This window comes from Arenibacter sp. P308M17, from assembly GCF_003426735.1.
Lineage (GTDB): Bacteria > Bacteroidota > Bacteroidia > Flavobacteriales > Flavobacteriaceae > Arenibacter.
In genome coordinates this window covers 238,120-254,357 of sequence record NZ_QVON01000002.1, presented here as the reverse complement: position 1 = coordinate 254,357, position 16,238 = coordinate 238,120, and the positions used below count along the sequence as shown (strand labels likewise).

Genomic DNA, 16,238 nt, shown 5'->3' with positions numbered 1-16,238 from the left:
AGCCGTCCTTTCCGTAAAATCCAAAAAATAGTTGTTTGAGATCAAGAATTGTCCTCGATCCCTGCCTCCGGGGCATTGCTCTTTACCGATGCAATTCCATTTTCCATGGCCGAAGTACTGGAATACATTTCACTTGAACCAATTACCTGGCCATTTGAAGCCTTTAAGCTAAAGTAAGGGCTACCGTTCTTGGCGGTCATTCTCTCATATTTACCGTCATCCTTGGCATTTGTCCTAACGGACGCAATCCCATTTTCGCATGAGGATTTGGTCTTATAAGCTTCACTGCTTAAAATCACCTGACCATTTGAGGCCTTTAAACTAAATCTAAACTGGTCTGACTTATCTTTTTTAATTTCAAATTTACCCATTGTAAATGTTTGTTAAATTGGACATATACCTATTAGGATACAATCTAGTGAATTTTTTAAAAATAGTCGGTCATAAATTACCAAAAATAGTTTTTCGTCATCGCGAGGTACGAAGCGATCTGTCGCCTATTGGGCAGATTGCCTCACTTTGTTCGCAATGACGCATTTTATTATCCAGTTAAAGGTTTGGTACATGAGAAAAATAGTTTTTCGTCATCGCGAGGTACGAAGCGATCTGTCGCCCATTGGGCAGATTGCCTCACTTTGTTCGCAATGACGCATTTTATTATCCGGTTAAAGGTTTGGTACATGAGAAAAATAGTTTTTCGTCATCGCGAGGTACGAAGCGATCTGTCGCCCATTGGGCAGATTGCCTCACTTTGTTTGCAATGACGCATTTTATATGCTCTTATCGGTTTTGTCATGTATTGTTAGTTAAAGGTTAAAACCCTGCTTTCGATAATTTTCGGGATTAGTTTCTATAAATTTTGGGTATCCATAGTTGGTAAAAGGCAGTGTTCAGTAAAAAGACAGTAGGCAATTTTTGCCCACTGCCCACTGCCAGCTGTCCACTGCTCAATAGTCCCTTGCCTTTGTCGGCAGGTATATAATTTCATTGTATAGTTTGGTCAAGCGTGGTATTTCTTCCTCATTTTCTTGGCTACTTCCACCATATGGGTCAGGGCCAATTTGGTTTCCGGCCATTCCCGGGTCTTTAGGCCACAATCCGGATTGACCCATATATTATCTACTGGCAAAAGTTGGGTTGCCTTTTGCAATAATTGCTCCATTTCCTCCTTATTGGGTACCCTTGAAGAATGAATGTCGTATACTCCAGGTCCTATTTCGTTGGGATATTTGAATTGGACAAAGGCGTCCAATAATTCCATTTCCGATCTTGAGGTTTCTATAGTTATAACATCGGCATCCATATCCGATATGTTCCTTATTATATCGTTAAACTCGGAATAGCACATATGGGTGTGGATCTGTGTCCTGTCCCCTACTCCACTCGAAGCCACCCGGAAACATTCAATGGCCCATTTTAAGTAAGTGTTCCAATACTCTTTCCGCAAAGGAAGTCCCTCCCTTATGGCCGGTTCATCAATTTGAATGATCTTTATTCCAGTACTTTCCAGATCAAAAACTTCATCCCTAATGGCCAGGGCTATCTGCCTGCAGGTGGTGGATCTGGGTTGGTCATCCCTTACAAAGGACCACTGTAAAATGGTAACGGGACCCGTTAGCATGCCCTTTACCGGCTTTTTGGTCAAGGATTGCGCATAGGATGTCCATTTTACCGTCATAGGTTTATCCCTATGCACATCGCCATATATTATAGGGGGCTTTACACAACGACTACCATAACTTTGCACCCAGCCGTTGGTTGAAAAAGCAAATCCTTCTAGTCTCTCCCCGAAATACTCCACCATGTCATTTCTTTCAAACTCGCCATGGACCAGGACGTCCAATCCAATATCTTCCTGAAAACGGATGGTCTTTTCAGTTTCTTTTTTAATAAATTCATCATATCCCGTTTGGGTAACCTCCTTTCTTTTGAGTTTACTTCTCCAAGCCCTTACCTCTTGGGTCTGGGGAAAGGATCCAATAGTGGTGGTGGGAAATAATGGAAGATTTAACTCCTGTTTTTGTCTTTCCTTACGAATATTGAAACTGCTTGTACGATTATTTGTGCCTTCCGTCAATGATTGTAACCTTTGTTTGGTCTCTGGATGATGAATTAATTCCGAGGTGCTTTTTTCCGTAAAAAGGCGCCTGTTATTGACAAGTTCAATGGCAGCTTCCTTCGTGGGGTTATCGGTTGCCAATTGGCTTAGGATTACCAACTCCTGAAGTTTTTGTTTCGAAAATGCCATCCATTGTGCAATTTTTGGATCCAGACCCTCTTCATTGCTCTCTTGGTCCAGGTCATATGGACAATGTAAAAAGGAGCAGGAACCGGCTATCCAAATCTTATCCTTGGCAACACTTTGTTTTGCCTTGTCCATCGTGATCAGGGTATCATCAAAGTTGTTTCGCCAAATATTCCTGCCGTCCACTATCCCTAAGGAAAGTATTTGTTTTCCAGTGTACAGCGTAGACCCCAGGATATCATCCAATTGTAATGGGCATCTTACCAGATCCAGGTGCAGCGCGTGCACCGGAAGTTGCAATACAGTGTCCAAATTATCCCCATAGCAATCAAAGTAATTGGTCAGGATTATTTTTAATCGGGGAAATTTTAGAGCAATGGTGTTATAAAGTTCCTTCAGCTTATTAAGCTCCTGTTTATCAAGGTTTAAAGCCAAACATGGCTCGTCCAGTTGAATGTACTCTGCTCCTTCATCGGATAATTGCTCCAACAATTCATAAAATACGGGCAATAAAGACTCTAGAAGATCCAACCTGTGGAATCCCCTTTCTTTTTCTTTTCCGAGATAGAGATAGGTAAAGGGGGAAATCAACACGGGTTTGGTCCTTATCCCAAGGTTCAGTGCCTCCTTATATTCATTTATTACCTTATTGGAATTAAGGCAAAAAGATTGGTCCTTTGTGAACTCCGGCACTATGTAGTGATAATTGGTGTCGAACCATTTGGTCATTTCCATGGCCTTTAGGTCGTAACTATCCTTTTGGAGGCCCCTTGCCATAGCAAAATAAAGCTCTATTTCAGATTTATCTTTTTTAATTTCAGAATATCTTTCAGGAATACAGCCATAGGTTATGCTGGCATCCAATACTTGATCATAAAAGGAAAAATCATTGGAAGGAATTAAATCAATACCGTAGAATTGCTGTATTTGCCAGTTTTCTTGACGAATATTCCTGCCGACCTTGTGTAGTTCTTCTATAGTAATACTGCCCCTCCAATATTTTTCCAAGGATTTTTTTAACTCTCTGTTGGCTCCAATTCTAGGGTAGCCCAAAAGGTTTGTCTTCATTTTTATAATTTTCATAATTCTCGACAAAGCTTGTAATTATGTTTTAATTTTCTATATATATGTGTATATTTGAAATATTATACTAAAAATGTATAATTAATTAGAAAATAATTCTAATTAAAAAGGAGGTAGTTTCAATAAAAGAATATTATTCTATGACGGATTTGGACAAGATCGATATTCAGATTCTAAAATTATTGCAAAGCAATTCCAACCTGACCACCAAGGATTTGGCCAATAAGGTGAACTTGTCTACTACCCCAGTTTTTGAAAGGGTTAAGCGACTGGAGAAAAATGGCTATATAAAAAAGTATGTAGCGGTACTTGATGCGGTGAAATTGGACAAAGGCCTGACCGTATTTTGCAATATTACCCTAAAACAGCACACAAGGGAAATTGGCAATAAGTTCGTTAAGGATATTTTGGCCATCAAGGAAGTATCTGAATGTTATAATGTTTCAGGGGATTATGATTTCTTGCTAAAGGTAATGGTCAGGGATATGAAACACTATCAGGATTTTGTGCTGAACCACCTTGGTGAAATAAAGAATATCGGTAGTGCCCATAGTACTTTTGTGATGGGCGAAATTAAAAATACTTATTCCGTTCCTTTGTGACCGAAATCCATCATCCGTTAATTTCCCATTGGACCCTCAGGTTGGTTGCCTATCCTCTTTCCGTTTAAATTAATGAATTTGCCAATAGATCCAGGCAAAGGGCGGTATTTTTGACTTTGCCTATTCTTCAAATTTATAGTATGTAGCCCAACCTCTTGCTTAAGGGGCCAAAGAATTATTATAGGGATATGAACAACAGATTCCAGTGCTGTACAAAGCTAAAATTAGCTAATGGAACATAGGGAAATTGTTAAACCACTTATATCTTCATTTACACAACATATTATGTGCCGTTCACATCATTTTTGAGGGTTTGGAGGGCTATTTAAGTAATTTCATCCAGATTTAAACCCACGAGACGCTTATTATGAAACTAAAAAGTATAATTGTAGACGATTCGTCTATGCAACGGATGGCGGTAGCCCAATTAGTGAACAAGAATCCCAATCTGGCTCTGGTAGCCCAGTACAGCAATGCCATTGAAGCCAATAATGGGATTAAAAATAATGACATCGACCTTATTTTTCTAGATGTTGAAATGCCCATCATCAATGGTTTTGATCTTTTGGAATCCCTGACAAACCCACCACAGGTTATTTTAATTACCGGTAAACCGGACTATGCCTTGAAGGCCTTTGATTATGACGTAACCGATTACCTCTACAAGCCCATTTCCTCCTCCCGTTTTGAGGCATCCATAAAACGGGCAGTGGCAAGACATGAACAAATGCAAAAGCCGAACGAGGAAGAAGAATATATCTTTGTAAAAAGTAACCTAAAAAAGCGCAAGGTTGTTTTGAATGACATAAAATGGGTTGAAGCGCTGGGGGATTATATTAAAGTGGTTACCAACGAGGGCAATATAGTTATTCTTTCTACAATGAAATCTTTTGAAAAACAGTTGCCCGAGGATAAATTTTTAAGGATCCACAAATCCTACATAGTGAATCTGGAAAAAGTGGAAAAGTTCAATAGCAGGAATATTGAAGTTGAAGGAAGACAGGTGCCATTGAGCAGAAACAAAAAAAATGAATTGATGGAGGCGCTTTACAACGTTTAACGCTTTCCCCAAATATTGGTTTTATAGTTTGCAGTCGAACCCATGCATACCAATCGTTTTAACGTTGACTTAATACTTGCGGCTATGAGCATTAAAATCCGTTTTTTGCCTATTGACTAGACTTAAATCACATATAAATCTAAAGATTCTCCAACCTTTGATCTGTGCCCGCCCGTGCCGTTCGGACGGATTTACCTCTCCTTGGGAGAGGTCGGGACTGCCTTTTCGGCAATTCCGGGTGAGGAAAAATAATTGCATAAAGTGCAACCATCATAGATTGGAAGCCGTTTTTTCCATAATGGCCCTTACCCTATGTTTCAGGACTTCGGGCTCTACTATCTTGGCATAATCTCCAAACATCAGGTACCATCTAGGAAATCCGTGTTCCAAGTCCGATGTCATAAATGTCATTTCTACGCTGTTGCCCTTTATTTTTTCAGAAACAAAGCCGTAATGTTTCCTATTGTTGTTAATAAACCTGGCGATGCTTCTATCCACCAAAATCCGTACCTTGGTTTTTTGAACATTCACCTCTTTGTTCAAATGTTCATCCAAACTTCCATGCTCTTTTGTAAAGGTGAGAGCGGTTCTTGCAATGCCCAACATCCGGTCCGTTCTAAATTGTCTATAATCTCTTCTATAGTGGCAATACCCAAGAATGTACCAAAAACTATTTTCATGGAACAGTCCTACGGGTTCAATATGCCGATCCGAAGGGTGTTCGCTCTGTATGGAGTGATACCTTAAAAATACCTGTTTTTTCTCTGCTATACTTTCAAAAAGAATTTCGAGGGCGTTGGGCAAATCTTCATTGAACAGCTGTTGCGAAGGGTCTACCGATATTTGGGACTCCAAGGCAGAAATCCAATCTTTTTCACGCCCCCTTAAAATTGATTTTAGCTTGAACATGGCGGACTGATAGTAGCTGCCAAGGGACTTGTCCACAAACTTCTGCATAAGTTTTTCGGCAGCCACAAAGCTCCCTACTTCCTCACGGGTAAACATGACAGGTGGCAGCCGATAGCCTTCCATAATGGAATAACCAACACCGGCTTCACTGATTATAGGTACGCCCGAAGCTTCAAGAGTTCTAATGTCCCTATAAATAGTGCGTAAACTAACCTCAAATCGGTCCGCCAATTCCTGGGCCTTCACAATGCGTTTGGATTGTAACTGCACCAAGATCGCTACTATACGATCAAAACGATTTACCGTATTATTGCCCATAATTGCCCAACATATTTTCCAAAGATAGGACTTCAGATAAAAGTAGAATCCTAAAACCGACTTTGTTTTGTCCATTTGGTCACAGTGCTAATATTGTTAAATTTTTGAGTACCGATTATTTTTAAGATCGGCTTACAAATTAAAGACGGCCAAGTGACAACCTATTGTCAACATTGTTTTTAATCGAGAGGCTCTACCCGGCCGGTTTCCTGTCGGACGGGCCTCGATTGAAGTGCACAAATAGTCTCGATGCACGGCAATGGATTATTTCTCTATTATCTTGGTTCTTGTAGCGCAGCGGTCTTAATTCCAAGTAGTTCGTTATGTATATATATGCTTGTAATTATTTGATAATTAGTGTGTTGAATATTTTAAAAAAATTATTTTTTACTACTGACATAGGGCTGTCACACCCCATACTTAATTTTGGTCATGAAATATGAATCACTTAAAAAATAGAATTATGCACACTACATTGAACAAGGTCCCACAAGTTATTTCATCACAGGAATTGCTAGAGCATTGGCAAGGACATAGGGCACTGACACGGAGAACTATAGAAGCATTTCCCGAAGAAGCCTTTTTTAACCATACCATTGGGGGAATGCGCACCTTTGCCGAAATGGTTATGGAACTTTTGGGAATTGCCGGACCGGGTATTAAGGAAATTGCTACGGGGAATACAGCTCCTCTTAACGAGCATTTGGAACACGGTAACAAAAAGGAAGTATTACTGGAACTTTGGGACAAGGCTACCGAAGAAATCAATACTTTTTGGCCCCAGATCAAGGAAGAACAATTCCAAAAGAAGATCAAAATTTTTGGTCAGTATGAAGGTACAGTGATATCTTCCATTTTCTACTTTATAGACAATGAAATACACCATCGAGGACAGGGTTACGTCTATTTAAGATCATTGGGAATAGAACCTCCTGCCTTTTATGAACGTTAATAGCATTGTAGCATGAAATATCCATTAGTAAAATTTTCAAATCCACAGAAAACGGTTACTTGGATAGTACACTTGCCTGCCGGCAAAGGCAGGTCTTACCGACAAAATGACAATAAATATGAACAGATGAAAGAAGTATTGGTATTTAAGACATCGATTAACAGTAGACGTGAAGTGAAAGTCTTGAAACCGGATCTGAACAAATTGATTGCTAAAAGAGGTTACTGGAATTTTGATCTGGAGGATTGCGACAATATCCTCCGGGTCGAAACCCATTTGGTACCGGCCATTTCCATAACAAAACTGTTGAACGAGCATGGTTTTCTATGTGAGGAATTATAATATTGATTAAGGCGGGGTGGTCACTTCGACAGAGCGAAGCATGAACGAGGGGAAGTCGCACAAATTATCTTTTATGGCAATGCATATTTTTTCTTGCCCAATGACGATAAATTATTCTGGCAATTGATGTTTACAAGGAGCAGCAAGTGTGATTTCTCCCGTTGGTCGAAATGACTGGGGTCGTCACTTAGGGCATTCAGAAAAAATTTACATTTCAATTTGGGTGAATACAGGGCAATGGTCTGACAAACAAATTTCATTTAATTTTTCAGTGAAAACGGCATATCTGTTCACCACGGTGATATCCTTCAAAAATATATAGTCAATAATCCTTCGCTGATCAAAAGGTTTGCTATCAAAACCACCTGAAGTCCAATTTGGCCCGTAAGTTAATTTGGCCAATTCATTGGAGTTGACAAGACTGTTGTCGTCACTTGTATTCGTTAAGGTTCTAATGGCATCGGACTCTGGTACGGAATTAAAATCGCCCGTAAGGACAACCGGCCTGCCCTGTGCAAGGTCCACGATTTTGGATTTTAATAGTTCCGCACTTTTTATTCGGGCTTCCACTCCCCTATGATCAAAATGGGTGTTAAAAAAGACAACTTCCCTGTTACTTTTTTTATCCAATAAAATTACCCAGGTTACTATCCTTTCCAAATTGGCATCCCATCCTTTACTCACTTCATTTGGAGTTTCGCTAAGCCAAAAGGTACCTGTATTTATTTGGGCATATCTGTCTTTTTTATAAAATATGGGGACAAATTCCCCTTTATCCTTACCGTCTTCCCTGCCAACCCCAACAACTTCATAGGCATCCAAATTAGATTTGAGGTAATTTAATTGGGAAAGTAATACCTCTTGTAAACCGATCATATCCAAATCGTAAAACTTTAGCATTCTCACCACATTTTCCTTTCTTTGGTGCCAGTTCTGTTCCTTGTCCTGCGGTTCGTCATACCTAATATTAAAGGACATTACATTTGTTTTTATAGCGTTTTGGGAATACACAAAATTAACAATGATCATCATTGTCAGGACGAGACCGTTTTTCATCTTTTTAATTTTTTATTGATCTTAAAATGAAGGTAATAATTTTTTATTTGTATTTAATTTATTTCCAACAATGCCCATACCGGTTTGTGATCGGATAACGGTTTCTCCATTTCCATAATCTGTCCATTTATAGCTTTCACTTTGTTGGTAGGGTAGATAATATGATCTATTACCCCACCTGCAGGTTTGCTTTCAGGTTTAAATTTTACCATGGTTCCCAAACCGGTGACATCAATGCCCAAATCGCGCCAACTGGAAACCATCCCCAATTCTACAAACATTTCATAATAAGGGCTTACATAATCATTGGTAGATAGTACGAAATTGAAATCGCCCATGACCAAAGAAGTTTCATCGGACTGCTTCTCCCTTAAGTAATTTACAAAGGTGGCTATCTTGTTGGTAGTTTCATCTATATGTGCCTGATCTCTCCAACCAAAAGGAAAATGAACGGAGTACAAGGTGATTTCTTTACCTTTTACCATAGTGGTAGCCCTGGTTGCCGTATGTAAGGTATCGGCCATTAGCACTTCTTCATAATTTGATAATGGGGTACGGCTCGCTATGGTCTTGTATTTGTCTTTATGGCCTGCGGTGGAATATTTACCAACCAAGACATGATTTAGTCCCATCACTGCACCCACTTTTTTGGTCCAATCCCCTCCTGGCGCTTCCGAAAAACATACGGCATCAAATTGGTAAGACTTCAGGAACTCCCCTATTTCCTCAGCGGTGCCTTTGTCACTGAACTCTACGTTATAAGCGGCTACCTTTAGTGTTATTGGATCCTGTTGATCCAATGTTTCCTTTTGGGATAAACTTTGACCATAGGAAAGGTGCATAATCAGGTAGACCGGAATCAATGCCCTATAAATATTTTTTTTTGCTTTATGTTCCATCGTCATAATTTTATTTTGGTTAAACAATTTTTTTGGGAGTCAAAATCCTATCCCTATCTCCTTGATTTGTAACTGTTATCAATTTAAATTCCCCAGGAATATTTCAGTACAGTTCCTAATATAGAAAAGTACTAAAAATACTTTTTGGGGAATTTAAGTGACAACACAATTGTAAAAATATAATTGAAAAAAACTGAACTCTTATTATTTTAAAACCCTCAGGTTGGCCGGTTGCAATGAGATAATGAAGTTAATCAATACTAACTACTTTTCCCTTTGCAGCAGACTTACCGAATCAATTTTAATTGACCCAATCCGGATTTTGTTCAAGCACGCCATCCGAATTATCAATATCCGTTTGATATAGCGGTTGATAAAAATTCTTGGGAGCATTCCATATTTTCCTTCCCAGATCGGCAGGAATCATTTTTTCAGGTCTCGCCAAAAACTCTTCCAGATCATAAATACCTGCCTTGTGCCATCTAAGAAGGTTCTGATAGCGGAAATTTTCTCCGGCCAGTTCAACCCTTGTTTCATGGATCAGATCATCAATATCCGCTCCTGAGACTGGACCCAGACCAGTTCTTTCGCGCACTGCGTTTATCAAATCGTCTCCCGCACCGGCGCCGTTTAATCTGATCTGTGCCTCTGCCACCAATAAATAGGTATCGGCAGCCCTCAAAAATGGAATATTTAAGCCGTGGTTAAAATTTCCGCTTTCGGTCCAATCCATATACTTAAAATAACTATGCCCCGTGTTGGTCAGGTCTGGAGTATGTTCCACCAATCCCAAAGATCCTTGAAGTGCAAATTCCCCATCAGAAATAATGGTTACACTTTTCCGAACGTCCCCGTCTTCAAATTCATTTACAAGATCGTCCAAAGGTTCCTGAAAGCCATACATTCCCCAAGGTCTTGGGCCCCTATGTTTGGACATGATACTTTGGTTGATCCAATCCAAATCGTTCATCATTATAAAAAGGTTTTCCTTTAAATATTGATTGCCTTCACGAAATAGGGAAAGATAATCATCTGCCAACGGATAATTGTCCACTACATTTTGACCAGCGGTTATGGCCTTGTTCAAAAATTCGGCATTTCCGTAATCTTCGGCCCTATGCATGAATATGGAAGTCATTACCGCCCAGGCAGCACCCTTGCCAACACTTCCCGGAACATTGTCCATGGGCAAAAGGGAAACGGCCTGTTCCAGATCGGCCAGAATAAAATCACTTAATATTTCCGGGGATTCGCATTTGGGAACATTATATTCATTGGTCAAAACATTTTCTTCAGTAATGATAGGAACCCGACCATGAATTAAATATAATCGATAGTACGCATAGGCGCGTAAAAAATAGGCCTGTCCCATAATGGAATTGTAGGAGGCATCACTTATGGCCCCCAACTCCTTAACTTTGGGGCCATTGATCAAAATGCCATTTGCACTACTGATCACTTCGTATTTGTATCTATAGGTATCCCTTAGTTTATAGTTGGCGGGATTGGTGTTGAATGTTTCAATTTCTTCATCTTCGGCATGATCCCCTGCCCTCCAATGGTCATCGCCCTGATTGTCAAAAAACAGGTCGTGCATGCCCAAGGCCCTTGTAGGCCATTGTCCATAGGCAGCGGCCAAGGCATCGACCATATCCGCCTCTGTGGTCCAATAGTCCTGATCCGTTCTTTTCCCAACTAAATCTTGTTCCAATATATCATCACAAGAAGTGGTCATGATTATGGACAGTAATATGAATATGAATTTTTTCATGGTTATATGTCTTTAAAGTTAAAATGTAATGTTTGCTCCGAGAACAACACTTTTGGATTGTGGATAATTGTTGAATATAACACCACGGGTCAAGTTATTGGTTCCGCTTTCCTCTGGGTCCACGCCATCAAATTTAGTGATGGTCAACAGGTTACGTCCAGAAATATAAAATTTTAAGTTGCTTACCCCTATTTGTTCCGTCAGGGTCTTCGGAATGGTATAGCCTAGGACAACATCTTTCATTCTCATATAATTACCGCTTTTTAAGCCTAGTTCGGAAACCCTGTAATTGTCATTTGCGCGTATGGTGGACATTCTTGGGAACCTGTTGGAAGTACCTTCTCCCGTCCATCTTTCATAGGCCACTGCATCCATATTGGCGCTTTGGGTAGGATCAATTCCCCTCATCATCATCGCATCATAAAGTTCATGCCCAAACGCCCCGCTAAAAACGGCTGAAAAGTCGAACCCCTTATAATTAAGATCGGCGTGAAAGCCCAAAAGCAAACTTGGGTTGGCGTCCCCTATATGCACCCTGTCCTGTTCATCAACAATATTATCGCCGTTGGTATCCACAAAACGAACATCCCCTGGGGTAATATCCGCTCTTCTGGGATCCAATGAAATATTGGGGTCGTTGTTTACTTCTGTTTGGTTTTGATATATTCCATCCGTTTTCCAGCCATAGAACGAACTGATCGGTTCCCCTTCATAGGTCCTGGTCTGATCTCCTCCAGAAATAAACTTGCTGGAGCCGTAGAGCTTGGTCACTTCGTTCTTTATGATTGTAGCGTTAACGCCGAGTTCAAAACTTAATTCGCCCAACTGTCCTGAATAGGATGGTTCAATTTCAAATCCGGAATTGCGCATTTCTCCAATATTGGAATCGGGAATGGCTACCAAACCAGCGGTATTCAGACCAGGTAAAGGAATCAACATATCGGAAGTAAGTCTATCAAAATAGGCAATATCCAAATTTAATTTGTTTTGGAACAGCCCCAGCTCCAATAGGATGTTCAAGGCACTTGTAGTTTCCCAGGTAATATCCGGATTGGCAAAGGAGGCCAAGCGTGTCCCAGTTAAATTGGTGTCGTTCAAAGTATACCTGATGTTCTTGCTATAGGTATTCAAATATTGAAAGGCACTCACATTTTGATTTCCAAGCTGGCCCCAACCTACGTTTAATTTCATGTTGGAAATAGTGGCGTTGTCTTCCAAAAAGCTTTCGTTCGAAATTCTCCAGCCCCCGGATATGGAAGGGAAGTATCCCCAGCGGTTTCCATCTGCAAACCTTGAAGAACCATCCGCCCTAAAAATGGCCGATAAATAATACTTATTGTTATAGGAATAGGTTCCACGGACAAAAGCGGAAGCCAGGCCAGTTGCCAAATAATCATTGCCGTTGCCCCTAATTATGGAGGCATTGTCCATCACCAATTGGTTTTTGTCGACTGAGGCGAAACCTTCACCGGACATATTCATAAAGTTTCCTTTGTCCACTTGGCCGGATATACCGAGAACTGCCCCAATATTGTGCAATCCCGTAGATTTTGTATAGCTTGTGAACAATTCTCCCAAAGTTACGGTGGTTTCATCCGTATTGACTCTCAAAATGGGCAGGTTTATGGTCCTGGACTGATTTGGTGTAATGTTATTAAACTCTTCAAATTTAGAAGTCGACTTCTGATAGGACGCTCTGGCAGTGAGTGTTAAGGCATCGGTTAGATCATAGTCGGCCTTAATACTTACCAATGTATTAAATCTATATCTATGTTTCCATTCCTCTTTTGCCTTATATACTGGATTCCACATATCGCCCAATTGGGTCGAGGCCAGGCCGGAACCATAACTGCCATCCTCATATTTTACCGGAATTGCCGGCATATACCTATAAGAGGAATAAATGGTCTGGGAAGTACCTGTGGCACCGTCATCCTGCGTCAATAAAGTATGGTTGTTGGTTATTCTTATATTCTCCTCAATTCTAAAACGATCGGATATTTTTTGGGTCCCCCTCATGGAAATTCCCAAACGCTTAAGGTAGGTATTGATTTGGGTACCCTCTTCATCCCTATAAAAAATATTGGCGTTGATGGTCGATTTATCCGAACCTCCACTTATGTTCATGTTGTAATCCTGAAAAAGGCCATCCCTGAACATTTCATCCTGCCAATCGGTCCTGGTCTGATTGTAGTACTCATCGGCCCAGGGTGAATTAGGATCTATTGGAAGACCGTCCATAGTGTAACGTTCCCGTTTCAATTCATAGAGCTGTTCGGCATTGGTAACGGGATATTTTTTTATAACACTGTTAAAACCAGTAGAAGCGTTGAGCCTTACGGTGGTTTTCTCGTTAAATTTGGCATTGTTGGTCGTTATTAAAACTACACCGTTGGCAGCCCTTGTACCGTATATGGCACCGGATGCGGCATCTTTTAAAATCTCCACCGACTGTATTTCCGAGGATGCAATTTGTGCCAAAACATTACCATCTACTGGTACTCCATCCAAAACAATAAGGGGTTGGGAGTTGTTAATGGTGCCGATACCCCTGATTCTAATACTAGGGGTACTTCCCGGGGTGCCAGAGTTTACAAATTCAACTCCGGAGGCCCTGCCCTGTAATGCCATGGCAGCGTTTGAAGCTGTGGAAGTCTGAAAATCCTTCCCGTCTATCTGGGAAATGGAAGAGGTTACCTCACTTTTTTTCTGGGTTCCATAACCAACCACTACCACATCGTCCAACTGGGTCGCATCCATGGGTAGAACGGCATTTATATTGGTATTGCCATCCACACTGACCTCGATCGTCTTGTAACCCAGATAACTAAATACCAAAATACTGCCCGAATCGGCCTCGATGGAATACTTGCCATCAAAATCCGTAATGGTTCCCTTGGTGGTTCCTTTGACTATAACGCTTGCACCCGGTAGAGGTGCACCACTATCGTCACTGACCACGCCATTGACGGTAATGGATTGATAATTGGCTTCGAAAATCGTTTTTTCGGCGATTTTATTGCCGAACATGGGTTGTATTCCGGCAGCAAACAATGCAGTTACCAAGAATAAGCCCGCTGCTCTAGGCTTTTGTCTTAAATTGAGTTTTAATTTCATTTCCATTACAAATTTTAAGTTGATTTTTGGTTAAATTATTCTATAGGGCTCTAGTAAGACGGTATACATGTACATCCAAATGTAGCGTGGATACGATTTGAGGCTTATAACTCCATACCGGACAGAAGTAAACATTCCTCTCTGGTAAAGCATTGGCAAAATGAACTGTACTACATAACACAGTTCCACTGAAACAAGTAAAAAATTCTAGGTAATGCCGTTAATTTCTCCTACTTGTTGGAACAAGTACTGCATAACGGGAAATAATGCGTAAAAGCCTTGATTAATTGTAGGAAAAGGTGTCCCTAAATCTAAATTAAATCATAAAATGGGCGGCTGACCCGAAAAGTTATAGAAGATTTTCCATATATTTGAAGTGCTTAAAGGGGGTTAGACATTTGTTTAATCGCTTTTTATTTGATCGGGGAATGCTGGTACATTTCCCGATTTCTTTTTGACGACTTTTTCGATTCTAAAATTATTGATTATTTTTCCTAGTGTTCTCAGGTCCAATATTAACAAATAGTTAATTTTTTATAATTATATTAATTAAATATAAATTATTTTACAATGTGGACAATCAAATCAACAAAAAAAGCAGCGAATCACCTATTAGAATGAAATAAATATCAATGCAAAGGTTTGCATTGGGTTTATCTTAGTTTTTTTGAGGTACCAAAAGGGAATTTTTTCCTGATATAGCGGAGTGGGTTAACCATTGAAAATTACTTTTTCAATACCCATTTAAGGAAGTGTTGCATTGTTCAACTATGGTTTATAGCCGAGTTAAAGTCAAAAATTAATTTCTGTCGATTTGGATAGGAGCTTTTTTGGGGCGGTAAACAGTACCTTGTAGAACCAAATAATCAATAAAACTTACTGTAATCCGATCTTCCCCTATCCTTAAACCTTGAAATATCAAAGACTAAAAACAATTCCAACGAATTGGGAATATATTGTTTGGCCTCACCACCAAAGGGCAGTCTATAGTTGAGACCAAATTCAAAGGTTTCCAGGGTAAGGCTGGTGGCAAAACCAATTTCGGAAAAAGAGGCATTTTCCAAATAGTTGAGATGTTCGTTTATGCCAATACTAAAGTTGCCCAAAGTAACGTCCTGATAAAAATCCAACCTTGTATTCGGACCTTGTACGGAGACTGCATTAAAGAAGTACAAGTAGGAATGCTCCGGTAATTTGGCCTGTCCGTATTTATTGATATCCAATTCATACCCAAACTGCCCGGAAATGAGCATGTTTAAATTCACGTTATTTTCACTCTGTTTGGAGGATATCCGTGGTTGGTTCAAATGCTTAAAGGAAAGACCAAAAAGCGTATTGATATCGTTATGTATGAGTACCGATGCGCCCATATCCAAATAGCCTACATTTTCGGAGGCAGTAATGGGGTCTATGGTATTAGCACTAATTTGGCCCGTAAAGATGTTTATCTGATCCTGAAAGGTAAGATTGTTAAAATCGTATCTGTAATTGCTATAGCCGGCCGTTATTCCGGGATATATGATCCAATCGTTTTTCAAAACCAATTTATACATATAGCTCAAGGCCGCAGAAGTGTAATTAAACCCCGAATTGTTCAGATTGTTATTGAACAGATCCACGCCCAGCTGAAAATTGTATTCCTCAAAGGCAGTTGAACCAAAGGCATATTTATGTTGGGATTGATTACCTTGGCTTTGACTGGCAAATTCGGCCAATACCCCTATCCTAGTTTTATCCTTAAAGGCATGAAAACTGGGGTTTAGGGACGCTGGTACCTTACTAAGGTTGTTCACAAATTTTTCCTGGGCGTTGGTCCCCAACGAAATAAGAACAATTAGTAGGGTTATTAGATTAAGCTTTTTCACACGTTTATATTTTTTAATG

Annotated in this window: 12 protein-coding genes; 4 read left to right on the top strand and 8 right to left on the bottom strand. The window is 40.1% G+C overall.

Features of this window, described 5'->3' with window-relative positions; translation table 11 throughout:
• Positions 1 to 41 precede the first annotated feature (41 nt).
• Together D0S24_RS05050 and metE are read right to left on the bottom strand one after the other, a co-directional pair.
• On the bottom strand, positions 42 to 371 hold the full coding sequence (locus tag D0S24_RS05050; protein WP_117018774.1) for a YegP family protein: 330 nt from the start codon (positions 369 to 371) through the stop codon (positions 42 to 44).
• 629 nt (positions 372 to 1,000) lie between these two features.
• Positions 1,001 to 3,313 (bottom strand): 5-methyltetrahydropteroyltriglutamate--homocysteine S-methyltransferase, encoded by a 2,313-nt coding sequence (gene metE / locus D0S24_RS05045; protein ID WP_117019316.1) that lies wholly within the window; start codon positions 3,311 to 3,313, stop codon positions 1,001 to 1,003.
• 155 nt (positions 3,314 to 3,468) lie between these two features.
• On the opposite strand from metE, the gene D0S24_RS05040 reads away from it, so the two are divergent.
• On the top strand, positions 3,469 to 3,930 hold the full coding sequence (locus tag D0S24_RS05040; protein WP_117018773.1) for an Lrp/AsnC family transcriptional regulator: 462 nt from the start codon (positions 3,469 to 3,471) through the stop codon (positions 3,928 to 3,930).
• A gap of 367 nt (positions 3,931 to 4,297) precedes the next feature.
• Complete coding sequence (locus D0S24_RS05035) at positions 4,298 to 4,990, top strand: LytTR family DNA-binding domain-containing protein (protein ID WP_117018772.1); 693 nt, start codon at positions 4,298 to 4,300, stop codon at positions 4,988 to 4,990.
• Between the two features lie 270 nt (positions 4,991 to 5,260).
• Here the strand turns inward: D0S24_RS05035 and D0S24_RS05030 are convergent, their stop codons facing one another.
• A complete protein-coding gene (locus D0S24_RS05030) occupies positions 5,261 to 6,217 on the bottom strand; it encodes a YafY family protein (protein ID WP_117019315.1) in 957 nt (318 codons plus the stop codon).
• Positions 6,218 to 6,680: 463 nt separating this feature from the next.
• Here D0S24_RS05030 and D0S24_RS05025 point away from each other — a divergent pair, with 463 nt between their 5' ends.
• Together D0S24_RS05025 and D0S24_RS05020 are read left to right on the top strand one after the other, a co-directional pair.
• Positions 6,681 to 7,169: a DinB family protein gene (locus D0S24_RS05025; RefSeq protein WP_117018771.1), complete on the top strand. Its 489-nt coding sequence runs from the start codon at positions 6,681 to 6,683 to the stop codon at positions 7,167 to 7,169.
• Between the two features lie 12 nt (positions 7,170 to 7,181).
• Positions 7,182 to 7,511 (top strand): hypothetical protein, encoded by a 330-nt coding sequence (locus D0S24_RS05020; protein WP_309545090.1) that lies wholly within the window; start codon positions 7,182 to 7,184, stop codon positions 7,509 to 7,511.
• Between the two features lie 207 nt (positions 7,512 to 7,718).
• Here D0S24_RS05020 and D0S24_RS05015 read toward each other — a convergent pair whose 3' ends face one another.
• The 5 genes from D0S24_RS05015 to D0S24_RS04995 all read right to left on the bottom strand — a co-directional run bounded on the left by D0S24_RS05015 (position 7,719) and on the right by D0S24_RS04995 (position 16,219).
• Positions 7,719 to 8,567 carry an endonuclease/exonuclease/phosphatase family protein gene (locus D0S24_RS05015; RefSeq protein WP_117018770.1) on the bottom strand — a complete coding sequence of 283 codons (849 nt, stop codon included), beginning with the start codon at positions 8,565 to 8,567 and terminating at the stop codon, positions 7,719 to 7,721.
• Positions 8,568 to 8,620: 53 nt separating this feature from the next.
• Positions 8,621 to 9,466: an endonuclease/exonuclease/phosphatase family protein gene (locus D0S24_RS05010; RefSeq protein ID WP_181938030.1), complete on the bottom strand. Its 846-nt coding sequence runs from the start codon at positions 9,464 to 9,466 to the stop codon at positions 8,621 to 8,623.
• A gap of 301 nt (positions 9,467 to 9,767) precedes the next feature.
• Complete coding sequence (locus tag D0S24_RS05005) at positions 9,768 to 11,237, bottom strand: RagB/SusD family nutrient uptake outer membrane protein (protein WP_117018768.1); 1,470 nt, start codon at positions 11,235 to 11,237, stop codon at positions 9,768 to 9,770.
• Between the two features lie 18 nt (positions 11,238 to 11,255).
• A complete protein-coding gene (locus tag D0S24_RS05000; protein WP_181938029.1) occupies positions 11,256 to 14,354 on the bottom strand; it encodes a TonB-dependent receptor in 3,099 nt (1,032 codons plus the stop codon).
• 866 nt (positions 14,355 to 15,220) lie between these two features.
• Positions 15,221 to 16,219, bottom strand: a complete 999-nt coding sequence (locus D0S24_RS04995; protein WP_181938028.1) for a PorP/SprF family type IX secretion system membrane protein — start codon at positions 16,217 to 16,219, stop codon at positions 15,221 to 15,223.
• Between the last annotated feature and the right edge of the window lie 19 nt (positions 16,220 to 16,238).